Raw genomic sequence first — 23,024 nt, 5'->3', positions numbered from 1 at the left:
TGCGAGCTCCTTTTAACTATATAGTAATTTATTTATTTTTAAAATACGCTATTTTCTGAACCGCTTACCAGTATTTTAATAAATTTATAATAAAAATTAATTAAATTTTATCAAATGATAGTGCTACTTCTCCGTCACCAATTATTGCTATTATTTTTTTTGGTGCAATATTACGGAGATAAAATTTAGTGTTATATGGTATTAAGCTAATAAATTGAACATTCATATTTTCATCAAGAATCATAATTTTAGTAGGGGTGTTGGTAATTAGTGTTATTCCTATATCAACATCATTTTTATTATCAAATTTATAAAAACCTTCTGTATAGGTTTTTGAAATAGTTGGTACAGGTTCAGCATAATTAGATGTTGTACTTGCATTAACACTGTTAGTCAATGATATAAGTATTATTATTGCTAAAAATATTTTTTTTATCATCATTTGTATTCTCCTTTATTTTTTATTTTTTGATAAAAAAAATTTTTTATGCTTATAATGTAGATTTTTAATGATAATTCAGTTTGCAATTTAAATATATAGCGAACTAATTAAAAAGTATTATCTTTGAAAAGTGAATAGTACGGTATTTTGTAAGATATACAATAATAAGTTTAGAATGTAATATAATATAATGCGAAATAAAGTGTATATAATCTTTATTTAACTACTTGGTTTTGTAAGTAGAGTAAAAAATTTTTGTGGAATGTTGTAACGAAATATAATTTTGATAGTCTTATATATGAAAGGTGGTGAGAATGTGACTGAATTTGAAGAAATATACTCTGAATATTTCAAGGATGTATATAGATATGTGTTATGTCTCACTAAAAATAAGAGTATTACCGAGGATATAACACAAGAGACATTTTTTAAAGCATTAAAAAATATTAATAGTTTTAAAGGAAATTGTAAAATGAGTGTTTGGCTCTGTCAAATTGCTAAAAACCTATATTTTTCGTATTTAAAAAAAGAACAAAATAATTTTGAAAGAGTTGAAGATATAGTTGATGTTTTTGACGCTGATTTTGAACAAAAAATAGTTGATGATGAAAGTACATTTGAAATTCATAAACTACTCCACAATTTAGAAGAACCATATAAAGAAGTCTTTACCTTGCGTTTTTTTGGAGATCTATCATTTTTAAAAATAGCTGAATTGTTTGGCAAAACAGAAAGCTGGGCAAGAGTCACTCATCATCGTGCAAGAATAAAATTAAAGGAGAAATTAATATGAGATTATCATGTGAAGTTATTAGAGATTTGTTACCATTGTATTATGATAAAGTTTGCAGTAAAGAAAGTTCTTCGTTGATAGAAGATCATTTAGTTGACTGTCCGCAATGCTTAGGGGAATTGCAAAAACTTAAACTGAATTTAGAAAAACCAATTGTTTCAGATGGAGAGATACAAGTAATAGAAAATATTGCGTTAAAATGGAAAAGGGATAAGAAAGTTTGGTTTACAAAGGGTTCCATGTTTATTTCTGCTTTAGCAGCTATAATTTGTTTCATCGCCTATAATGTTATAGGTGCAAAAGTTATGCCAGATGGAACATTGGTTGAGCCATTCGCATTAATACCAATGGGATATATATTTATCTTAGTGTTTATCATTTCACTAATATGCAACTTTGTATTCTTAAAGAAGTACAAAAGTAACACTAAGTAAAATAAGCATATACTAAGTTAGGTTAATTCACAATATTCAAATTACAAGATTAAAATTAAATATAAGTTAATAAGAATACAAAAGTACTATAATAGTTATTTATAATAAAAAGGTGGGTGTATCTTGCAAAATAATAAATTACTATCAATATCAATAATTATACTTGCGTTGGGTATGCTTTTAAGTTCTATTTATTTTGGATACTCAATACAAAAGGGAAGTAATATACAAGTAGAAAATGCTGCTGTAAATAGTAGTGTTATGAATATATCTGAAGTTGCCAACTATCTTGGAATGACAGAGGAAGAAGTTCAAGGAATAATTAATACAGAAAAAAATATGTTAGAATCAAGAGGAAGTTATACAGGTATTATGTTTCCTTATTTTATAGTAAATGATAAATTATATTTTTATAAAGAGCAAATAGATGAATGGTTAAAAGATATTTCAATTCAACGTAAAGAATATGATACAAAAAAACTCTTTGTATTTTAATAAATTCAAAATCTAAAATTACTGTAAATCATGAATAAAATATTAAATTAGTAGATAATTATGAGTTGTTTATAAAAATCATAATATAGTTGTAATAAAATATGGAGGAGAAATTATGAAAATTATAGATAGTATCTATGGTGAGTTTAAGGTTGAACCAATTTTAGAAGAACTTATAAAAACAAAAGAGGTACAACGATTAAAGGGAATTCATCAGGGTGGAGCAAGTTATTTGATTAATATTGAATGGAATGTTACTAGATATGAACATTCTGTTGGTACAATGTTGTTTATAAGAATAATGGGGGGGAGTATTGAGGAACAGATAGCAGGTTTATTACATGATATTTCTCACACTGCCTTTTCACACGTTATTGACTTTGTTTTTAAAAATAGTAATGAAGATTATCATGAAAAAATATATGATGAAATTATTGAATCTTCTAATATCCCTAAAATACTATCAACTAATGGATATGATTATAAGGATATACTTTTAAATGAGTCTAAGTGGACAATACTTGAAAAGAGAGCACCTAAATTATGTGCAGATAGAATAGATTATACATTAAGAGATATGTATCATTATGGGTTTATATCAAAAGATGAAATTAAGACATTTCTAAGTAATTTATCTGTAGTTGAAGGAGAGATCGTAGTTAATTCTGTGGAGATTTCTGAATGGTTTGTAGATGTATATTATAAAGAGGTTATAGGATTTTTTATGAATCCATTAAATGTATATGCTTATGATAGATTATCTAAAGCATTAGAAATAGCAATTAGATTACATGAAATTACTTTAGAAGACTTATTAAAAGAAGATGGATATGTATATAGTTTACTAAGGAATTCTAGTTCAGAAGAAGTAAGAAACTTAATTGAATCAATAAATAGTCAAGTAAGATTAATAGAAAATAAAGATAAATATGACATATTTCAAAAAAATAAGATAAGGATAATTGACCCAACTATAAATATTGGTGGGAAACGCTATAAAACCTCAGAAAAGTCAAGTTTTGTGAAAATATTAAATGAGAAGGCATTAAAAAAGTCTGAGGAAGGTATATTTATTAAAATAGGATAAAATTATTATTAAGCAGTATATATTTAAAATACCGTATTATTCAAAAGAGTGTACGGTATTTTTTAGCTGGCAATTCAGAAATATTATGCGTGGATTAAATAAGTAATATATTCTATATAAAGGTGTTCCTTGAAAATTGAATAGTACGGTATTTACAAAATATGTTATAATTATAATATGAGATAGATAAATAGGAATTTACTGGAGGGTTGCTAAGTGAAAAGGAAGTATTGTTTAATTGCGAATGTGATTTTGTTGGCATGGTTTTTCTTAGATATGGTAGGAGTATATTTTAAGAACAATCATCTAGTTACACGTTCATGGCGTGATGATGGAATCTTTTTTATCATTTTTCTTGGTGCGTTAATTTTATTTTTGCTAAAAGAGAATGTCGGGAAATATATATTAATTATATGGCAATCATTATGGTTATTAACCCAATTTATTTCTCATGAATGGTACACTATTGTTGGTGGCGGGGAAGAAAAAATACGATTTTTTGAAGGATCAATAAAGTTTATTAAATCTGATTTAAGATATATTCCCGACGTGTACCATATTGTTCTTCACATTTTGATACTTGTTGCATTGATTTCTACAATCATATATTCTATGAAATCAAAAAGATACTCATAATAATAAATTTCAAATTATTTTATGATTGTTTTAATTTTAGGATTTATATTTCTCTTAGAGATATAGTTTTTAAATATAATGTTGTGGAAATTATAAAGAATGGAGAATAATTTAATGAGTAATTATGCAATAGAAAATAAACTAGAGAATCTTATACCTATTATTTATCCAAGCTTGAAGAATAAAAGGGGAATCGAAACTGTATTATTATATAAGATTCTTCCTTGTAATGAGATTGATTCTTCTGAATTAGTAAAAAATGCATATGAAATTTTTTATGATGGTTGTATCCCTAATTCATCAGATACAATTTTTAATGCTTTGATGCCATTAAAAGATTTCTGTGTATTTAGATTGTTTGAGCTTTCCAAAGTGAACGAATGCTATTATCCTTTATATGATGGTATTTTGAGAAAAGATTTATATGAATTGATGTATTTGTATTTAGATGATATTTTTTATGGCTATGATGAATTGCGAAAGTTATTTGATGAATACTGTGATTTGATGTATTCTTTTTCTAATTTTATGCCTGTACCAATATATTTTAATGGTTCTAAAAATATAAAAGGTAAAGGTACATGGAAACTTAATAAGGATTATCCTTTCTTATATTTACAAAATTTAAAAGATGAAAATTCTTTTATTGATAATCGTGAATTTAATTTGAAATGGTTAAACGAAAATATGGATAAATATGAAGTTAAGAGCATGTATAACTTAAAGCCACCTTACGAAGTCATGAAAGAATATTACAATGATTATAAAAAAGAAGCATTAATGGAATTTATTAAGAAAGCAATTTATTTAATTAGAACAAGATTTGAAGATTAGGAAATTCTGGTCTATATAATAAATTAAATAATTAACTTGAGAAAATACTGTGCTATTTAAAAGTGGATATGCAGTATTTTTTAGTTCCAACTAATTACTATTAAATAAGTTGAAATAGTAAGAAATTGCATATAATATCAATAAATAATATAATTGATTTAGTACAAATAGGGAGTGTGATATCATGAATATTAATCTCATGGATAGAAAAATGCTTAAAGCACTCTGTGCAAAGTCTGTATGTATGAGCTTAGGCGACAATTTGCACAGAGATAGATATTTAGTCGCTTTTAACAAATAAATTAATATATCTACAGGCTTTGTTTCCTTAATTAAATAATAGGTTTAAGGAAGTGAGCTTTATGAAATATGTAAGAAGTGATAGAATACTACCAGATGATTTAGTTAAAGAAATTCAAAAGTATATTCAAGGTCAATATATATACGTCCCTTCCCCTCCTGAAAAGAGAAAAAGATGGGGTGAAAAATCTAAAAGTAGAGATTATATAAAAGCTAGAAATGCAAAGATATTAAAGCAATATATAGGTGGAAAATCAATTAGCAATTTAGCTGAAGAATTCTTCCTTTCAGATAGTAGTATTAAGAAAATTGTATATAAAAAGAATAAATAGGTTAAAGCTACCACTCTTGTATGGGTGGTAGTTTTTATGCAAAAAATGATATAGAAATGATTATTATCTTTTTTTAAAAATATAGAAGCTTTAAAATGATATTGAACATGAAATTCATTTTAAAAATGAATTTATAAATTTTCTCGTAAATATTAGAATAAGAGGAGAGAGTTAAAATGAATAGAAAAATATCATTAATTCATTCTAAAAATTTAGCTCCAGTAGATTATGCTTATGCTGGACGTGTACCTTCCGGAATGGACTTATTATTTTTAGCGGGAGCATGCCCTATTAATAGAGACGGAGAAGTGCCTTATTTGAATGATTATGAGCTTCAGGCAAAACTTTGTGTAGAAAATTTGAAAGAAGCACTGAAAGATTGTGGGGCAACCTTGGAAGACATTTCATATACTAGAGTTATTGTAGCATCGCAAAATCAGGCAGATCTGGTAACTGCATGGGATGCAATAAGAAAAGAGTTTGGAAATCATGATGTTCCAAGTACATTATCTGGAGTTACAGTATTAGGATATACCAATCAATTGGTAGAAATTGAAGCGGTAGCAGCAGTAGAAAATAGTAAGAAATGATAGTAAATATATAAATGAAGATTTTATTTATAGTTTAAGTTATTGATATAATAATCGATAAATTTAATAAAAGATGGTTTAAATATGGGGGAAATGAGAGTGTATTGGAGGAATTAAATATGAATGGTTTAGAGATTATTGATATCATTGAGAAGTCTGACAGATTACCAGTAATGAGTAGTGAAATAACTAATATAATAAATATGATTAGTGATTATGATACCATAAACATAGAAGATCTTGCGGAGAAAATAGGAAGTTGTGGTAATCTTAGAGAATCATTATTAAGCAATGTCAATTCTGGGTATTTTAGATTGGCAAGAAAAATAGAGTCTTTATCAGATGCAATAGTATATTTAGGAATGGAGACTGTTGAAAGGTTAATAATAGCATATTTAATAAAGTATTTAATTCCTAATGAGATGGGAAGATCAAAGGAGCTAAATAGGGAAAAGTATTGGAAACATTGTCTAGGTACTTCAATTTCAGCTACATTATTGGCTGAAAAGATAGGCAAAAAGGATAAATATAAATATTTTGCTTATGGATTGATTCATGATTTAGGAGTAGCATTACTTGATATATGTGTTCCACATATAGTTGATGAAGTTGTAATAGCGCAACAAAAGGGAATTCATCAAATAATAGCAGAAAGATTAGTAATGAAGGGAGCTACACATGAGCAATTTGGGCAATGGCAATGTGAAAGATGGGGACTACCTGAAGATATTAAAGAAATTGTATCACATCATCATACACCTTTAATGGCTAAAAATTATAAAGAAGAAGTTTATATTCTTTGCATAGCAGATTCAATTAGTTCTTTATATTATGAAAGACTATTATGTTTGAATACTAAATATGTATTAAATAAAAGTGTTATGAAGCAGATGGGAATAACTGAAGAAGATATTGAAGAAATAACTAAAGTATTACCAATGAAGGTTGAAGAAGCAAATAAACAACTTAATTTCAATTTATTTCAGCAATAAAATTAAGAGAGCTCCATCTAAGAGCTCTCTTATATATTTGCTTATAAAGCTTATTTTCATAAAACTTTTATAACTTAAAAGTATTTATAGATGAGTTAAAAATGCTTACTACAGAAATTAGACTAGTTAATACTCCTGATAATAAAAACCACTTATCTACTCCAATTATTTCGCACATTGGTCCAGCAATTAATAATCCGATAGGTGTAGCAAATAACATTATACTATTTACTATTCCAATAACTCGTCCCAAAATGCTAGGTTCAATAGAACTTTGGATTAATACATAAAATGAAGCACTATATAAGGGTCCGCTTAATCCTATTAGGGCTGACATAACAAGAAATCCTATGAATATATTGCTTGGAAGCAGTCCAGATATAGTTAAAGCAATACCTGATAGCAGGACAGAATAACCTATTATTTTTACCTTTTTGTATCGTTCTCCTATAATTCCGATTAATGTAGAACCAATAAGCATTCCAACTGCAAAAGCAATCTCAGCAAATCCAGCTTCAACAGCTCCACCATTAAAATGCGAACTTACAATAAGAGGAAATAAAGATCCTATAGGAATATATATCACAGCAACCATTGATAATATTATGGTTAATATAAACAATGCTTTATGTTTTTTTAGTTCTTTAAATCCATATTTAACTTCAGTAATAAAGCTTTCATTTTTAGTTTCTTCTATTTTTATTGGATTAGGTATATTTACAAAAGTTATTGATATACAAGCTATTACAGCTCCAATAATATCTACAAGCATAACATATTCAATAGAAACAAAACCAAGCATAAAGGCTGCTAAAGCTGGTCCAAAAATATTAGATGCAGATTGAATAAATTGAGTTACACTTGCTGCAACTGATAAATTTTCCTGTGGGACAATCATAGGGATTGATGCTTGTATTGCTGGCATATGAAATGCACTGCCTATAGATCTAATAATAAGAACAATATAAATTATACTTAAAGATTCTCTGCCAATAAAAAATGCAATTATTAAAATTAATGTTGCCATTGCAATTGCTATATCAGCATAAATCATAATAAGTTTACGCTTATTTCTATCTACAATTGCTCCAACAAAAGGTCCTAAAATTGCTTGAGGCAGAAAACCAACCATTGATGCAATGGTTAAAACAATTGCAGAGTTTGTTTCCATTGTTAACCACCAAACTATAGCAAATTGAACCATACTGCTTCCTATAATAGAAAAAAATTGTCCGGCTGATATTATATAAAATACTTTTTTCCAATTGTTAATTTCATTATTTTTTAATTTCTTTTCCATAAGTCAAATCTCCTTAATACTATTAAATTTTATTTCAAATTAGTTTAATAGCACAGAGCATGACTTTACTTAATGATAGTCACAATCTGTGCACTATCTTCTTAATTTTAAAGATCCAACTATCATATTTAATCCTCCTTAAAATTAGGCATAAAAATACTCTGAAGAATTATAGTTACCTCAAAGTAAAGTTAATGTCTAAAATTCTCTTATAGGATAATTTATTTTAATGGATTTGTAAAGCGCTTTTACTTATTTCTGAATTTTTGGACCTCAGAGGTAGTAAATTAAAGCTAAAAAAATCCAATTTTATTAAAAAAGTCCAAGCTTTACGTAATATTTTAGTTATTTTAAAAAGGAAATCTAAAAATATTAAAAACTTACATAAAGATATTTCTAAATTAAATTAAGGATCATGTGATAATATAAATACATAAGGTGTAAAGCATTACAAAAGAAAGTAACATATAAGTTTACGTCGATTTAAGAAGAAGTTTATATAAATGTAAACTATATGTGTTAGAGGTTAAATACTAATAAAATATTATACATGTAATTTAATATGGAGGGGTTTAAATGAAAATCAAAAAATTAGCATCGATTTTATTGGCAGCAACGTTAAGTTTAGGTCTAGTAGCTTGTGGAAGTAATAGTGGAAGCACAGGCAAGAAGGACGAAGACAGCAAAAGCAAGAAAATAACAATATGGGCATGGGATGAAGCTTTCAACATAGTAGCAGCAAATAAAGCTAAAGAAATATACAAGAAAGAAAATCCAGATGCAGAAATTGAAGTTGTTACAATGGCTCAAGATGATATTGTAGCTAAATTAAATACAAGTTTATCCTCAGGATCATATGAAGGACTTCCTAATGTTGTATTAATTGAAGATTATAAGATTCAAGGATATCTAACAGCATACAAGGATGAGTTTGCAGACTTATCATCAGTAGCTAAAAAAGATGACTTTGCAGAATATAAAACAGGTGTAAATTATATTGACGGTAAATTATATGGAGTACCTTTTGATAGTGGAGTAGCAGCAACTTTTTATAGAACAGATTTAATTGAGAAAGCTGGATACACTAAAGAAGATATGGAAAACTTAACTTGGGAAAAATACATTGAAATAGGTAAGGCTGTAAAAGAAAAAACTGGAGTTGCAATGTGTACATTAGATCCTAGTGATATAGGACAAATTAGAATGATGTTACAAAGTGCAGGAGCATGGTACACAGATGCTGATGGAAAAGTTTCAATTGCAGACAATCAAGCATTAAAGGATTCTATAAAAGTATATAATGAATTAGTAAAATCAGGAATAACAAAGCAAACAGCAGATTGGGATCAATTTGTAGGAGCATTTAATAATGGCGAAGTTGCATCAGTAGTTACTGGTTGTTGGATTGGACCTTCAATTAAAAAGGCTGAAGATCAAAGTGGAAAATGGGCTATAGCACCATTCCCTAAAATGGCAAGCAACTCTAAATCTGTTAATGCATCTTCAATAGGAGGAGCAGGTTGGTATGTTCTTAAAAATGTTGGAAATACAGATATGGCAAAAGATTTCCTAGGAAAAACATTTGCTTCAAATGCAGATTTAATGAACGATTTAGCAGATTCTATAACTTTAGTTAGTACTCTAAATAAAGCAGCACAAGCTTCAAATTATTCAAAACCAAATGAATTCTTTGGTGGACAAGAAATATTTGCAGATTTTGCAGATTGGACAGGTAAAGTACCTTCAGTAAATTATGGTTTACACACTTATGCTATAGAAGATATCATGACTGAAGCTGTTCAAGCTATAGTTAATGGAGCAGATATTGATTCAACATTAAAAACTTTCCAAGGTCAAATTGAATCAGCAGTAGCACAATAAGGATAAGAGATAAATATTATATTCCTTGAGACCTCGCAGGCTCCAAGTCACCAGAATATAATATATATCATCACAGACTTAATAAAAATAGGTAATTAGTCTATAAATTCATAAATAATAAAAAATAGCCATTTATTAAAAGATAATTAGTAAATGGCTATTTCTTGTATAGGGGGAGTACACTTGAAGAGGAGTAATAACAATAGAAGTATAAATTATAAATTAGATCGAAAAGCGTGGTTATTTGTTATACCAAGTATCATACTAGTAACTGTATTTGTGTTTTATCCAATGATACAAGCCTTTATAACATCATTACAAAGTGGAATGGGTAATAATCTAAGTTTTGTTGGTATAGATAATTATAAAAGAATGCTTACAGATTCAACATTTAAAAAAGCATTATTTAATACGGTATTATATTTAGTGATTCAAGTACCAATCATGATTATTTTAGCTCTTGTAATATCAGCTCTATTAAATGATAAAAAATTAAAAGCAAGAGGATTTTTCAGAACAGCAATATTTCTTCCATGTGTTACATCACTTGTAGCATATTCAATTATATTTAAAAGTTTATTTGCAACAGATGGATTTGTGAATGTATTTTTAATGAAAATTAACATGATATCACAACCAATTGCATGGATTACTCATCCTATATGGGCTAAACTATTAATCATAATAGCAATAACATGGAGATGGACAGGTTACAATATGGTCTTTTACTTAGCAGGAATGCAATCAATTGATGATTCAATATATGAAGCAGCTGAAATTGATGGAGCAAATGCTTTTATGAGATTTAAATGTATAACACTTCCATTATTAAAGCCTATTATCTTGTTTACAACAATAAACTCAACAATAGGAACATTACAATTATTTGATGAAACTGTGAATATAACTAATGGAGGCCCAGCAAATGCAACAATAACTATTTCACAATATATATATAACTTATTATTTAAATATTCGCCGAATTTTGGATATGCAGCAGCAATTTCATATGTAATAGTTCTTATAATAGTAATACTATCATTTATTCAATTAAAAGCAGGAGGAGATAAAGATGAGTAAAAAAAGTGGAAAAAGCAGAGTAATAAATTTTTTGAAATATTCATTTTTAACTATTTTATCTTTTGTATCAATTTTCCCATTTATTTGGATGATTATAGCTACAACTAATAAATCAGTTGATGTAACAAGAGGAACTTTAATACCAGGAAGCTATTTCTTTGAAAACTTAAAAAGTCTTTTAGGATCAGATCTTAAATATATGACAGCATTTAAGAATTCATTAATAATTGCAGTTCTTACAACAGTCTTAGCCATGATAGTTTCTTCACTAGCAGGATATGCATTTGAAGTATATAAAACTAAAACTAGAGATAAAGTATTTAATTTTATATTACTATCTATGATGGTACCTTTTGCAGCTTTAATAGTTCCTTTATTTAGATTATTTAGCAAGCTTAATAATGTGCCAGGACTAAAGACAATATCATTAAATACTCATGGAGCAGTAATTATTATTTCAATTGCAACAGCCTTTTTGATATTTTTCTTTAGGCAAAATACAAAGACTTTTCCAAAGGATTTAATAGAAGCAGCAAGAATAGACGGCCTTGGAGAATTTGCTATATTCTTTAGAATTTACATGCCAACTATGAAATCAACTTATGCAGCAGCAACAATAGTTACATTTATGGCTAGTTGGAATAATTATTTATGGCCACTTATAGCTTTACAATCACCAGATAAAAGAACTTTACCACTTGTTATATCAGCTTTAGGATCATCATATACCCCAGACTATGGAATGATTATGACTGCAGTTGTAATTGCAACACTTCCTACAGCATTAATATTCTTCTTAATGCAAAAGCATTTTGTTGCTGGTATGACAGGATCTGTAAAGGGATAAAAATATTAAAATACTAATATAAAGAGGAGTGTATAGAGATTTATGTTAAAGTCAATAAACACACAAAATCAAAAGAACAAGACTATTGAACCTAGTTTAGCTTGGCTATCAGACCCAGAAATTTTTAGAGTTAATAGAATAGATGCTCATTCAGACCATTTGTTTTATGAGAATAGAGAAGATTTAGCATTAGGTTATAATATGCCTCTTAAGCAAAGTTTAAATGGAAAATGGAGATTTTCTTATGCAGTTAATCCAAGAAGTAGAATAAAGGATTTCTATAAAGAAGATTATGACTGTAGTGGATTCGATTTTATAAAAGTCCCAGGACATATTCAAATGCAAGGATATGATAAGTGCCAATATATAAATACAATGTATCCATGGGATGGAGTAGAAGAACTTAGGCCTCCACACATATCAGAGGATTACAATCCAGTAGGAAGTTATGTTAATTTCTTTGAAGTAAAAGATGAACTTAAGAATAAAAGAATATATATATCCTTCCAAGGGGTTGAAACAGCATTTTATGTTTGGCTAAATGGAAGTTTTGTAGGGTATAGTGAAGATACTTTTACTCCATCAGAATTTGAATTAACAGAATATCTTAAAGAAGGAGAAAATAAACTTGCAGTTGAAGTATATAAAAGAGGTAGTGCAAGCTGGATAGAGGATCAAGATTTTTGGAGATTTTCAGGAATATTTAGAGATGTATATTTATATGCAGTTCCAGAGTTTCATGTAAAGGATTTATTTGTAAAAGCTAACTTAGATGATAGCTATAATAATGGTAAACTAAAGGTTAATATGAATTTGGTAAAATTTACACCCCTGGGGTCCAAAAATTTCCAAATGAAAGCTTATTTAAAGGATAGAGATGATAATTTAATTTATAGCTTCGAAAATATTGATGTAAATGACAGTCTAAATGAAGCTAATGTTACTCTTAGTGCAGATATAAGTGATATTAAATCTTGGAGTGCTGAAGATCCATATTTATACACTCTTTATATTGAACTTTTAGATAGCGAAGGAAATTTATTAGAAATAGTTCCACAAAAGCTTGGATTTAGAAGATTTGAAATGATAAATAATATAATGCACTTAAATGGAAAGAGAATAATATTTAAAGGCATAAATAGACATGAATTTAGCTCTGTTAATGGACGAGCAATAACAGAAGAGGATATGCTTTGGGATATAAAATTCTTAAAGCAAAATAATATAAATTCAGTAAGAACATCTCATTATCCAAATCAATCTTTATGGTATGACCTTTGCGATGAATATGGAATTTATTTAATAGATGAAGCTAATTTAGAAAGTCATGGTTCATGGCAAAAGATGGGAGATTGCGATCCAGAGTGGAATGTGCCAGGATCACTTCCAGAGTGGAGAGATGTTGTTGTTGATAGGGCAGAATCTATGCTTCAAAGAGATAAGAATCATCCATCAATTTTAATATGGTCTTGTGGTAATGAATCTTATGCAGGAAGTAATATTTTAGAAATGACAAAGTATTTCCATGAAAAAGACGACACTAGATTAGTTCATTATGAAGGCGTAGTTTGGAATAGAGATTTTGAAGAAATAACTGATATGGAAAGTAGAATGTATGCAAAACCAGCAGATATAGAAGAATATTTAAATAATAATCCTAAAAAACCGTATATAAGCTGTGAATATATGCATGCCATGGGAAATTCCTGTGGAGGAATGAAGCTATATACAGATCTTGAAGATAAATATCCAATGTATCAAGGTGGATTTATATGGGATTATATAGATCAGTCTATAGAAATAATTAAAGATGGAAAAAGAGTATTTACTTATGGCGGAGACTTTGATGATAGAGCAACAGATTACTGTTTCTGTACAGATGGAATTATTTATGCAGATAGGACAATATCTCCAAAGGTTCAAGAAGTTAAAAAGCTTTATGCAAATGTTAAACTTACTCCAGATAATAAAGGAGTAACAATAAAAAATGATAATTTATTTATAAGTACAGGTTGTTATGATTTTGTTGTGTATATAGAAAAGGAAGGAAATAAAGTTTTTGAAAAGACAATAAAAATTGATGTTAAGGCAAGTAGTGAAGAGTATATCAAAATAGATTATCCAGACATAAAAGAAAATGGAGAATATACTTATAATGTTTCTATGAGATTAAGTGAAGATACATTATGGGGAGAAAAGGGACATGAAGTTGCTTTTGGACAAGAAGTTTATAGCATAGTTAGTAATAATGATTGTATAATAAAAGACTTGAAAGCTGAAAGTAAAGCTGGCATAACAAGAGGATTGAAAATTGAAGGTAAAGCTTGTACAATTGTAGATGATGATGGTAATGTTTGCACTTTAGACAGCCAAAATACATTTAAAATAATTCATGGTGATGTGAATATAGGGGTTACAGGTAAAAACTTTTCAATGATGTTCTCTAAACAAGAAGCTGGTTTAATATCTCTTGTATATGATGGAAAAGAATATATAACAAGAGTTCCAAGAACATCTTTCTTTAGAGCAGCAACAGATAATGATAAGGGAAATAATCATAATTTTAGAACAGCACAGTGGCAAATAGCAGGAATGCATCAGATATTAGTAGATTTTAAATATATAGAAGAAAAAGATAAGATAACTTTAACTTATAAATTTGAAATGCCAGTTAGTGTTAAAACTTTTAATACAGTAACTTATACAGTGACTCCAGATGGAAGCTTAAAGATCGATTTACACTATGAAGGTGTTGAAGGATTACCTGAATTACCGTTATTTTCTATGGATTTTAAGCTTAAAAAAGAATTAAGCAATTTTGAGTATTATGGATATGGTCCTGAAGAAAATTATATAGATCGTAATAATGGCGCAATGCTTGGAAGATTTAAAAATACAGTATTAAATAATTTATCCAGATATTTAATTCCACAAGAATGTGGTAATAGAACAGAAGTAAGATGGGTAAAGGTTACAAATAGCAATGATGAAGGATTATGCTTTAAATATGTTGATACACCATTTGAGTTAAGTGTATTACCATATAGTGCATATGAACTTGAAAATGCAATGCATATAGAAGAACTTCCACCTGTTAATTATACATGGGTACGTATAATTGCAAAACAAATGGGTGTAGGTGGAGATGATAGCTGGGGAGCTCCAGTGCATGATCAATATAAAGTTTCATCTAAAGAAGATATAAACTTAAGCTTTATTATATCAAAGAATTAAATTTTTGAACCCCAGGGAACCAATTAATTGGACCCCTGGGGTCCAAAAAATTCCAAAAAAGTATGGAAGGTTTTGAGGAGTGGTATTATGAAAAGAGGTTATTGTAAAGTTTTAATTGTAGAAGATGAATTTATTATGCGGCAAGGAATGAAGCATATGCTTGAGTGGGAGAAGGAAGGCTTTACAATAGTTGGAGAAGCAAGCAATGGGCAAGAAGCCTTGGAATTAATTGGAATTTTAAGACCAGATATTATAATTTGTGATATAGTTATGCCTATATTAAATGGTGTTGATTTTTCGAAAATGGTACAAAAGGATTATCCAGATTTACAAATCATTATTTTAAGTAGCTATGATAATTTTGAATATGTAAAAAGTACTCTTTTAAATGGAGCAGTGGATTATATTTTAAAGCCAACATTAAATCCAAGTCAATTGTTAGCAACATTAAAAAAGGCTGTTGATAGAATTCCAGGTTTAGAATTGGTTAAAAATGAAGAAGTTTATTACAATAATTTAATTGAAAGATACTTACTTGGTTTTGATTCTAAATTAGATAGCAATAAATTTATAGATATATTTCCATATAGCTCTTTTAGAATATTTGGTATAAATTTAAAGCATGCTTGTGGAAGAAATAAAGATGATATAAAAAGAATAAAAACAGTAACCGAGAATTTTTACTTAAATAATAAGAGCTACAAATATCTAAGGATAATGATAAATGATGAAATCTTTCTAAATATAATTAATTACAAGATAAGCAAAGAAAATGAAATAGAAAAAAATATTGAAAAATATCTTGAGAAGAATATTATAAATAAAGAAAATGTTCTTTTTATAATCACCCCTAAGTTTGATAACATTTACAAGGTTAAAGAAGCTTACAATGAAAAATTTATACCATATTTGTCTCATAAGTTTTACCATAAGAATGATATATTATTAAACACAGAGAAATTAAAGACTACAGAAAAGTTAGAAAAATTTGATTCTAGTAGATATTCAAGCTATATAAAAAATAAGGAATTCAATTCAGCAATTAATATGATAGATGAGTATGTTAATTATGCTGTGAATTTGAAAATGGATGAATATAAGCTTAAGAATCTTGTGAAGAACTTGCTATATAATGTTTTAGTAACATTAGAAAATTATAAGATTGAAACTGAAGAGCTAAGGCAAGGTTATTTTAAAAGAATAGATAATACCTCATATTCTCAAGATTTTATTAAAGAAATAGATAAAATAATATTAGAACTTAAAGATATTATTTCTAAAAGAGTTAGTATTGAAGAAGAAAAAATTAAGGAAATTTTAGAGTATATAAATGATCATTACAATGAACCTCTTGAGTTAAGTGATATTTCAAGAGTATTTAATTTTAATTATTATTATTTATCATATTATTTCAACAATCATTGTAAAGAAGGTTTTTCAGAGTATTTAAATAGAATCAGAGTAGAAAAATCTTGTGATTTATTATTCCAGAACAAGTTTTATGTTTCTGAAATAAGCAATATGGTTGGATATTCAGATCATAGTTATTTTTGTAGAGTATTTAAAAAGATAACAGGATATACACCAAGCAATTACAGACGATTAAAATCAAGGGAGAGTGAAATGTAATGAAAAAGAAGCTGATAAAGAATAGTCTATTTGTTAAGATATTATGCGTTGTTGTTGCAGGAGTAATTTGTGTATCAGCTTCTATTAGTTACATTATAATTAATATATCTAAGAATATTTTTACAGATACATATAGTGATTCTCAAAAGAAAATATTTGAAGAGATAAATGATGAACTTTATGATTTTCATGGTGAACTAGTAAAAGTAATAAATTCTGTAAATTCACATAGAGCATTTAGACTTTTTTTCACTGCAAATGATTTATCAACAAAAGAAAATTTTTCAACTATATATAGTGTTAAAAATCAAATGAAATCAGCTTTATCAACTAACACTTATGATATGAGTGTCTTAGTAGTAGGATTAAATGAAAAATCTTATTTTAATCGATCAGAAATTTTAACTATGAGGCCAAAAGAAATATTGAATATGGATATTTCTAAGAAGGCATTAGAAAATAGTAAAACTATTATATATAACTATTTAGAAAAAGGTTTTACATCATCAACAAAGGATGAAGGAGTAATTGTCATAACAAAAGCTTTAAATTTGAAAGATGGGGAACCTTATGGAATTATATATTTTACAATAAAAGAAAAAGATTTTGAAAAATTCTATGATTATTTTACTTTAGAAATAAATGATATAGTTTTATTAAATGAAAATAATGAAGTCTTATCTTCAAATAAAAAAGAGAATATCGGACAAGTTCAAGAATCATTTAGAAGTAATATAGATGAGTTAGTGTTATCGAAGGAACTTAGTAAGAGTTATAATAACAAAAAGAATACAATATTAATTCAAAGATTGCCATATTGTAATTTAACCATATGTGGAACAGTTGATAATTATAAAGCACTAGGAAAAATGTATGATGTAAGTAAAATAGTTTTGATTTGCGTTGTAATAACTTTAGGAATTTTAATAGGAATATTTTTAATCGTTAGGCAAATGACAAGGCCTTTATATTTGCTTACTGAAAAAATGTCTAATGTAAGAAATGGAAACTTTGATGAATATATAGAAGTAAAGGGACCAGGAGAAGTTAAAGAACTTTCATCTACATTTAATTATATGATAAAGGACTTAAATAGATATGTTAATGAGCTTGTTAAAGTTCAAAAGGAAAAAAGAAAAGCAGAAATTCATGCTTTGCAAATGCAAATAAATCCACATTATATCTTTAATACATTATCAAGTATAAAATGGCTTATATGGCAAGGCAGTAATGAAAAATCAATATCAGCACTTGATTCATTTATTAGCTTGCTTAGAAATACCATTAGTAAGACAGATGAGTTTATAACAGTAGAAGAAGAAATAGAAAATATAAAAAATTATGTTTTTATAAATAATATTAGATATGGGGATAGGATTAAGGTGGAATATTTTATAATGCCTGAATGTAATGGTTATTTAGTTCCTAAGCTAATATTACAACCATTTATCGAAAATTCATTTTTTCATGGCTTTCCATCTGACGAAGAAGGAAAAATTCAGGTGTTTATAAAAGAACAAGGTGAAGATATAAAAATAGAGATATATGATAATGGAGTTGGAATAGAAGAAGAAACTTTAGAAAAGGTTAAAGAAAAGAGAGAAACAAGAAATGAGCATTTTAGTGGAATAGGAGTAAATAATGTTGATAGCAGGATTAAGCTTATTTACGGGAATGAATATGGAATAGAAATAAAAAGTAAATTAAATAAAGGAACAACAGTTACAATTTTGCTGCCTATAAAAGAATAAACAAGAAAAGTGATTGAAAAAGTGGACTCTAGGGGTGATTGTCATTACCTCCAGAGTTCAAAAAATTGGAAATGAAAATATTTTTAAAATACTCTTGTAAAGGTAATCAAAAGGTGCTATATTATAAATATACAAAATATTGTACGTTAAATCGGGGGTGATTAGGTGGATGTTCATAATAAGCTTATGCAAAAGCTTGGAATAGCAATTACTTCTTTAGCAGTTGAATTTTTACCCTTAAATGTAGGTGATAGAATAAAAACTGTGGCAGAACTTTCTGAAAGCTATGATACAGCAAGAGGAACAATACAATCTGCCTTAAAATTCTTAAAAGAGCATGGTGCAATAACTTTAGAATCAAGAGGACATTTAGGAACTTTTATTCAGAATATAGACTATATAAGACTTCTAGAACTTACAGGTATAAAGTCATTAGTAGGGGTTATGCCATTACCATATTCAAAAAGATATGAAGGATTGGCAACTGGAATTTATAAATGTTTAAATGATAATGGAGTAAATACAAATCTTGCATTTATGAGAGGATCTAATCATAGATTAAAGGCATTAGAAGATGGAAGATATGATTTTGCAGTAACTTCAAGGTTAACAGCAGATTATTATTTAGAGAATAATAAACAAATCCAAATAGTTAAAAGCTTTGGAGATTTTAGTTATGTTAATGAACATATAATAGTTGTTTCAAAGGAATTTAAAGGTGAATTCCAAAAAGGAACAAGAGTTGGGATAGATAATTCATCTATAGACCAATTTATGCTAACAAAAATATATTTTGATGAAATAGAAGTAGAATATATTCCTCTAAGCTACAGTCAATTTATGACAGCTATAAAGGAAAATAAAATAGATGCAGCAATTTGGAATTTAGATGATATTGAAGATAGAAAAGATGATATTAAGTTTATTCCAATAAATAGAGAAAGTAAAAATATTAAAGATACAGAAGCAGTTATAATTTCTAACAGAAGAAATTCTATAGTTCCAGCACTTTTTTCTAGAGTATTAAATGTAGAATATGTGAAGGAATATCAAAAATCAGTTATAGACAAGCAAATAATGCCTCAATATTAGGGGTATTGTAAGCATCAAAATACAAAAAAATGTACATTGGAGGTTTGAAGATGGATTTAACATTAAGATTAAACATACTAAGAGACGCAGGACAATTATCACAAGATAACTATGATAAAGTTATAAAAGTTATAGAATACTTTGAAGAAAAAAGGGGAATAAAGCTTTTAGAAGAAAATTCAGCTATGTTCATAACTCATTTGTGCTCTGCTTTATCAAGAATTGAAAATAATGATTTGGTAAATAAGCTAGAAGAGGTTGTAGCGCAATCTTTAAAGGAAGATAAAAATTATGAAAAAGCTGTGTTAGTAGCAAGGGATTTAGAGAATATCTTAGGCGAAATTCCAGAATCAGAGTTTGATTTTATAGTAATGCATGTTTGTACTTTACTTTAATTAATAACTTAATGTATGACAAGATAGAAAAATTTAATAATAAATAAACTTAATGCAAAAGCTAATACTAAAACTTAAAAAGAGAAATTTTAAAATATGGGAGGAATAAAAAATGAAAAGAATAGTAGTAGGCGGACAAATAGACAAACAAAGAGTAGCAGACATAATTGCCAAAGTAGCAGGAGACAAAGTGACAATTGAAATCAAAAGTGATATAGAAGCAGCGATGGCAATAAAAACAGGAACAGCAGATTTTTATTTAGGTGCATGTAACACTGGTGGCGGTGGAGCACTTGCAATGGCAATAGCATTACTTGGAATGAACCAATGTGCAACTGTATCAATGCCAGGAAATATTAGAAGTGAAGCAGAAATAAAAGCAGAAGTTGAAGCAGGAAAAAAAGCATATGGATTTACAGCACAACATGCAGAAGAAGTTATACCAGTAATACTTAAGTATTTACTATAGAAGTAAATTATAAAAATCAATCAGTTTTCATTTAAATTTATTATAAAAAATTTTAGGAGGTATTATTTATGCAATACGTAGTTGTAGCACTTTTAGGTGCACTAGCAGCAATATTAGCAAATGCAGGTATAGCTGTTTTCAATGATGGGTTTAGAGCTATAGTTCCAGAATACTTAGAAGGAAGAATGGACAAGAAAGCTTTAGCAGCAACATCTTTTGCAATTAGCTTTGGATTAGTTATAGGTTTTGGTATTCCAGTATCAATAGCTGCATCCATTATATTAATTCACAGTATATTATTAGGTACTGATATTATAGGTTCTTTCTGTCCAAGTGGCAAAAAAGGACTAGTTATATCAGGGGTAGTAGGAGCTCTTTATGGAGTAGGTATAGTTTATGGACTACAAATTGTAGTTGATTTATTTGCAAAGTTACCAGTTAATTTCTTAGGTGCATTAGGACAAGTTGGAACTCCAATAACAGTTGCTTTTGCAGTATTCCCAGCACTTGTTGTTTCTTATCAATTTGGAATTAAAAAAGGTTTCCTTACAGGAATAATTGCTTTATTAGTAAGACAAATTACTGCAATTTATGGAACTTTTGCTGTAAATGGTGGTGCAGCTAAGATTAAATTAGATCAAGAAGGTATGGCATTACTTGCAGGTATGATAATCATGATAATTTTCGCGATGCAGGAAAAAGCAGATCCAAATGCACCACAAATTGATTTAGCAGCAATTTTTGCTGAAAGAGTTAAGAAGATTAAAAAGAATTTACCTATATTAGCATTAATGGGTGGATTAGTATCAGCAGCAACAAGCCTTAGTTTAGTAGCTGGAGACCCAATAAGCTTAAATCTTTTAGCAGAAGGAAAGACAACTGAAGCTGCAATGACAGCATTTGCAAGAGGTATAGGATTTATACCACTAGTTGCAACTACTGCAATTTCAACTGGAGTATATGCACCAGCAGGTATGACATTTGTATTTGTTGTTGGATTCTTAATAGGAAACCCAATATTAGCATTTGTTGCAGGAGCAGCAGTAATGGCTTTAGAAATTTATTTCTTAGATGGATTAGCTAAGCTTATGGACAAGTTCCCAGGAGTTAGAAAATGTGGAGACAACATAAGAACTGCAATGAGTAAGGTTTTAGAAGTAGCTTTATTAATAGGTGGTATGATGGCTGCACAAGCTATGGCACCAGGACTTGGATTATTCGTAGTAGTTGGATTATATGTATTAAATAAAACTTCAAAGAAACCAATAGTAGACATGGCGGTTGGTCCAGTAGGAGCAATAGCAGTGGGTATATTAATAAACGTATTATACTTAGTTGGATTATATGTAGTACCTAAGTAGGAATTGGAAAAGTGAAAGAATGAAAGAGTGAAAGAGTTAAGGAAGTAACTCAGGCAAGCAGAGTTTTAAAGAGTGAAAAAGTGAAAAAGTTAAGAAAACAACTCAGACAAGTTTTTTACTCTTCACTCTTTCACTCTTCCCATTAAACAAAGGTGGTGTTTTTATGAATAAGGAAATTATTTATGCACATGAGCATATTACAATAGATTTGTCTGGAGTAAAGAAGGATATAGATTGTTTTTTAAATAATAAAAAGCAAACTATTGAAGAATTTAAAGATTTAAAGGCTAAAGGAGTTTCTACAATTATAGATGTTACAAATAGAGGCATGGGTAGAAGTACTGAATATGTAGCTGAAGTAATTGATGAAACAGGAATTAATATTCTTCAATCAACTGGATATTATAAAGAGCCATTTCTTCCAGAAGAAGTTTATAAAATAAATGAGAAAAAAATGGCTAAGATTTTAGTAGATGAAATAATAAATGGAATTGATGAAACATCAGTAAAGGCATCTGTTATAGGTGAAATAGGAACTAGTTTAAATAAGATAGAAGAAATGGAAAAGAAGGTATTTGAAGCTTCATGTATAGCTCATCTTGAAACAGGAGCTCCAATAATAACTCATACAACTCTTGGGAAATTAGGACTTGAGCAAATTGAGATATTTAAGAATTTTAATGTTGATTTATCTAAGGTTACATTAAGTCATATAGATTTAAGTGGAGACTTAGAATATATGGTTAGACTTCTTGATACAGGAGTAAATATAGCTTTTGATACAATTGGGAAAAATAATTATCAGCCAGATGAAAAAAGAGCAGAATGGTTAAAGATGCTTTGTGATAAAGGATATAGCAATCAAATAGTGCTATCTATGGATATTACAAGAAAATCTCATTTTAAAGAGAATGGTGGACTTGGGTATAGTTATTTAATAGATAACTTCTTGCCAAGATTATATGAAAAAGAAATTTCTAGCAAGCATATAGAAAATATGTTAGTTAATAATATAAAAAATATATATAAACTAAAGTAGGAGGATAGCTT

General features: G+C 28.2%; 22 protein-coding genes. 20 read left to right on the top strand and 2 right to left on the bottom strand.

Annotated elements, in window-relative coordinates:
- Positions 1 to 100: 100 nt before the first annotated feature.
- Positions 101 to 442, bottom strand: coding sequence for a hypothetical protein (locus ABDZ60_RS11370; RefSeq protein WP_343778247.1), 342 nt, complete (start codon positions 440 to 442; stop codon positions 101 to 103).
- A gap of 316 nt (positions 443 to 758) precedes the next feature.
- On the opposite strand from ABDZ60_RS11370, the gene ABDZ60_RS11365 reads away from it, so the two are divergent.
- The 9 genes from ABDZ60_RS11365 (at position 759) to ABDZ60_RS11325 (ending at position 6,935) form a co-directional block, all read left to right on the top strand.
- On the top strand, positions 759 to 1,235 hold the full coding sequence (locus ABDZ60_RS11365) for an RNA polymerase sigma factor (protein ID WP_343778245.1): 477 nt from the start codon (positions 759 to 761) through the stop codon (positions 1,233 to 1,235).
- Complete coding sequence (locus ABDZ60_RS11360; protein WP_343778243.1) at positions 1,232 to 1,669, top strand: DUF3955 domain-containing protein; 438 nt, start codon at positions 1,232 to 1,234, stop codon at positions 1,667 to 1,669. The genes ABDZ60_RS11365 and ABDZ60_RS11360 overlap by 4 nt, the downstream gene beginning before the upstream one ends.
- A gap of 123 nt (positions 1,670 to 1,792) precedes the next feature.
- The gene (locus ABDZ60_RS11355) at positions 1,793 to 2,164 is read left to right on the top strand and encodes a MerR family transcriptional regulator (RefSeq protein ID WP_016208821.1); all 372 of its coding nucleotides are present in this window, start codon (positions 1,793 to 1,795) and stop codon (positions 2,162 to 2,164) included.
- A gap of 115 nt (positions 2,165 to 2,279) precedes the next feature.
- Complete coding sequence (locus ABDZ60_RS11350; protein ID WP_343778241.1) at positions 2,280 to 3,251, top strand: HD domain-containing protein; 972 nt, start codon at positions 2,280 to 2,282, stop codon at positions 3,249 to 3,251.
- Between the two features lie 216 nt (positions 3,252 to 3,467).
- A complete protein-coding gene (locus ABDZ60_RS11345) occupies positions 3,468 to 3,887 on the top strand; it encodes a hypothetical protein (RefSeq protein WP_343778239.1) in 420 nt (139 codons plus the stop codon).
- A 114-nt stretch (positions 3,888 to 4,001) separates the two neighbouring features.
- On the top strand, positions 4,002 to 4,721 hold the full coding sequence (locus ABDZ60_RS11340) for a hypothetical protein (RefSeq protein WP_343778237.1): 720 nt from the start codon (positions 4,002 to 4,004) through the stop codon (positions 4,719 to 4,721).
- A 362-nt stretch (positions 4,722 to 5,083) separates the two neighbouring features.
- On the top strand, positions 5,084 to 5,353 hold the full coding sequence (locus ABDZ60_RS11335; RefSeq protein WP_047001169.1) for a CD3324 family protein: 270 nt from the start codon (positions 5,084 to 5,086) through the stop codon (positions 5,351 to 5,353).
- A 176-nt stretch (positions 5,354 to 5,529) separates the two neighbouring features.
- Positions 5,530 to 5,943, top strand: a complete 414-nt coding sequence (locus ABDZ60_RS11330) for a RidA family protein (RefSeq protein WP_047001168.1) — start codon at positions 5,530 to 5,532, stop codon at positions 5,941 to 5,943.
- 119 nt (positions 5,944 to 6,062) lie between these two features.
- Positions 6,063 to 6,935 carry an HDOD domain-containing protein gene (locus ABDZ60_RS11325; RefSeq protein WP_343778234.1) on the top strand — a complete coding sequence of 291 codons (873 nt, stop codon included), beginning with the start codon at positions 6,063 to 6,065 and terminating at the stop codon, positions 6,933 to 6,935.
- Between the two features lie 67 nt (positions 6,936 to 7,002).
- Here the strand turns inward: ABDZ60_RS11325 and ABDZ60_RS11320 are convergent, their stop codons facing one another.
- On the bottom strand, positions 7,003 to 8,235 hold the full coding sequence (locus ABDZ60_RS11320) for an MFS transporter (RefSeq protein ID WP_343778232.1): 1,233 nt from the start codon (positions 8,233 to 8,235) through the stop codon (positions 7,003 to 7,005).
- Between the two features lie 576 nt (positions 8,236 to 8,811).
- On the opposite strand from ABDZ60_RS11320, the gene ABDZ60_RS11315 reads away from it, so the two are divergent.
- From ABDZ60_RS11315 to ABDZ60_RS11265, 11 genes are all read left to right on the top strand, one after another.
- Positions 8,812 to 10,116: an ABC transporter substrate-binding protein gene (locus ABDZ60_RS11315; RefSeq protein ID WP_016207802.1), complete on the top strand. Its 1,305-nt coding sequence runs from the start codon at positions 8,812 to 8,814 to the stop codon at positions 10,114 to 10,116.
- Between the two features lie 183 nt (positions 10,117 to 10,299).
- Entirely contained in the window at positions 10,300 to 11,196 is an 897-nt protein-coding gene (locus tag ABDZ60_RS11310) for a carbohydrate ABC transporter permease (RefSeq protein WP_016207801.1), read from the top strand.
- Positions 11,189 to 12,043, top strand: coding sequence for a carbohydrate ABC transporter permease (locus ABDZ60_RS11305; protein ID WP_016207800.1), 855 nt, complete (start codon positions 11,189 to 11,191; stop codon positions 12,041 to 12,043). The genes ABDZ60_RS11310 and ABDZ60_RS11305 overlap by 8 nt, the downstream gene beginning before the upstream one ends.
- Before the next feature lie 42 nt (positions 12,044 to 12,085).
- A complete protein-coding gene (lacZ, locus tag ABDZ60_RS11300; RefSeq protein WP_343778229.1) occupies positions 12,086 to 15,277 on the top strand; it encodes a beta-galactosidase, LacZ type in 3,192 nt (1,063 codons plus the stop codon).
- An 87-nt stretch (positions 15,278 to 15,364) separates the two neighbouring features.
- Positions 15,365 to 16,906: a response regulator transcription factor gene (locus ABDZ60_RS11295; protein ID WP_343778227.1), complete on the top strand. Its 1,542-nt coding sequence runs from the start codon at positions 15,365 to 15,367 to the stop codon at positions 16,904 to 16,906.
- Positions 16,906 to 18,657: a sensor histidine kinase gene (locus ABDZ60_RS11290; protein ID WP_343778225.1), complete on the top strand. Its 1,752-nt coding sequence runs from the start codon at positions 16,906 to 16,908 to the stop codon at positions 18,655 to 18,657. Before ABDZ60_RS11295 ends, ABDZ60_RS11290 begins: the two co-directional genes overlap by 1 nt.
- 165 nt (positions 18,658 to 18,822) lie before the next feature.
- Positions 18,823 to 19,749, top strand: coding sequence for a GntR family transcriptional regulator YhfZ (gene yhfZ, locus ABDZ60_RS11285; protein WP_343778223.1), 927 nt, complete (start codon positions 18,823 to 18,825; stop codon positions 19,747 to 19,749).
- Between the two features lie 50 nt (positions 19,750 to 19,799).
- A complete protein-coding gene (locus ABDZ60_RS11280; protein WP_016207796.1) occupies positions 19,800 to 20,144 on the top strand; it encodes a PRD domain-containing protein in 345 nt (114 codons plus the stop codon).
- Between the two features lie 112 nt (positions 20,145 to 20,256).
- A complete protein-coding gene (locus ABDZ60_RS11275; protein ID WP_016207795.1) occupies positions 20,257 to 20,613 on the top strand; it encodes a DUF2620 domain-containing protein in 357 nt (118 codons plus the stop codon).
- A gap of 68 nt (positions 20,614 to 20,681) precedes the next feature.
- Positions 20,682 to 21,974, top strand: a complete 1,293-nt coding sequence (locus tag ABDZ60_RS11270) for a YhfT family protein (protein ID WP_016207794.1) — start codon at positions 20,682 to 20,684, stop codon at positions 21,972 to 21,974.
- Between the two features lie 163 nt (positions 21,975 to 22,137).
- On the top strand, positions 22,138 to 23,013 hold the full coding sequence (locus ABDZ60_RS11265) for a phosphotriesterase family protein (protein ID WP_343778219.1): 876 nt from the start codon (positions 22,138 to 22,140) through the stop codon (positions 23,011 to 23,013).
- The last annotated feature ends 11 nt before the right edge of the window (positions 23,014 to 23,024 follow it).

Origin of the sequence: Clostridium sartagoforme, assembly GCF_039521405.1 — a bacterium.
GTDB classification, from domain to species: domain Bacteria; phylum Bacillota; class Clostridia; order Clostridiales; family Clostridiaceae; genus Clostridium; species Clostridium sartagoforme.
Note: the sequence above shows the minus strand (reverse complement) of the source record. Positions and strands in the feature narration are given on the sequence as shown.

What these genes read in the sequence shown, in the direction of transcription:
- ABDZ60_RS11280 (WP_016207796.1), top strand. Translation starts at nt 19,800, where the DNA reads ATGGATTTAACATTAAGATTAAACATACTAAGAGACGCAGGACAATTA.
- lacZ (WP_343778229.1), top strand. Translation starts at nt 12,086, where the DNA reads ATGTTAAAGTCAATAAACACACAAAATCAAAAGAACAAGACTATTGAA.
- ABDZ60_RS11290 (WP_343778225.1), top strand. Translation starts at nt 16,906, where the DNA reads ATGAAAAAGAAGCTGATAAAGAATAGTCTATTTGTTAAGATATTATGC.
- ABDZ60_RS11330 (WP_047001168.1), top strand. Translation starts at nt 5,530, where the DNA reads ATGAATAGAAAAATATCATTAATTCATTCTAAAAATTTAGCTCCAGTA.
- ABDZ60_RS11270 (WP_016207794.1), top strand. Translation starts at nt 20,682, where the DNA reads ATGCAATACGTAGTTGTAGCACTTTTAGGTGCACTAGCAGCAATATTA.
- ABDZ60_RS11315 (WP_016207802.1), top strand. Translation starts at nt 8,812, where the DNA reads ATGAAAATCAAAAAATTAGCATCGATTTTATTGGCAGCAACGTTAAGT.
- ABDZ60_RS11325 (WP_343778234.1), top strand. Translation starts at nt 6,063, where the DNA reads ATGAATGGTTTAGAGATTATTGATATCATTGAGAAGTCTGACAGATTA.
- ABDZ60_RS11370 (WP_343778247.1), bottom strand. Translation starts at nt 442, where the DNA reads ATGATGATAAAAAAAATATTTTTAGCAATAATAATACTTATATCATTG.
- ABDZ60_RS11275 (WP_016207795.1), top strand. Translation starts at nt 20,257, where the DNA reads ATGAAAAGAATAGTAGTAGGCGGACAAATAGACAAACAAAGAGTAGCA.
- ABDZ60_RS11335 (WP_047001169.1), top strand. Translation starts at nt 5,084, where the DNA reads ATGAAATATGTAAGAAGTGATAGAATACTACCAGATGATTTAGTTAAA.
- ABDZ60_RS11265 (WP_343778219.1), top strand. Translation starts at nt 22,138, where the DNA reads ATGAATAAGGAAATTATTTATGCACATGAGCATATTACAATAGATTTG.
- ABDZ60_RS11295 (WP_343778227.1), top strand. Translation starts at nt 15,365, where the DNA reads ATGAAAAGAGGTTATTGTAAAGTTTTAATTGTAGAAGATGAATTTATT.
- ABDZ60_RS11305 (WP_016207800.1), top strand. Translation starts at nt 11,189, where the DNA reads ATGAGTAAAAAAAGTGGAAAAAGCAGAGTAATAAATTTTTTGAAATAT.
- ABDZ60_RS11320 (WP_343778232.1), bottom strand. Translation starts at nt 8,235, where the DNA reads ATGGAAAAGAAATTAAAAAATAATGAAATTAACAATTGGAAAAAAGTA.
- ABDZ60_RS11340 (WP_343778237.1), top strand. Translation starts at nt 4,002, where the DNA reads ATGAGTAATTATGCAATAGAAAATAAACTAGAGAATCTTATACCTATT.
- ABDZ60_RS11360 (WP_343778243.1), top strand. Translation starts at nt 1,232, where the DNA reads ATGAGATTATCATGTGAAGTTATTAGAGATTTGTTACCATTGTATTAT.
- ABDZ60_RS11350 (WP_343778241.1), top strand. Translation starts at nt 2,280, where the DNA reads ATGAAAATTATAGATAGTATCTATGGTGAGTTTAAGGTTGAACCAATT.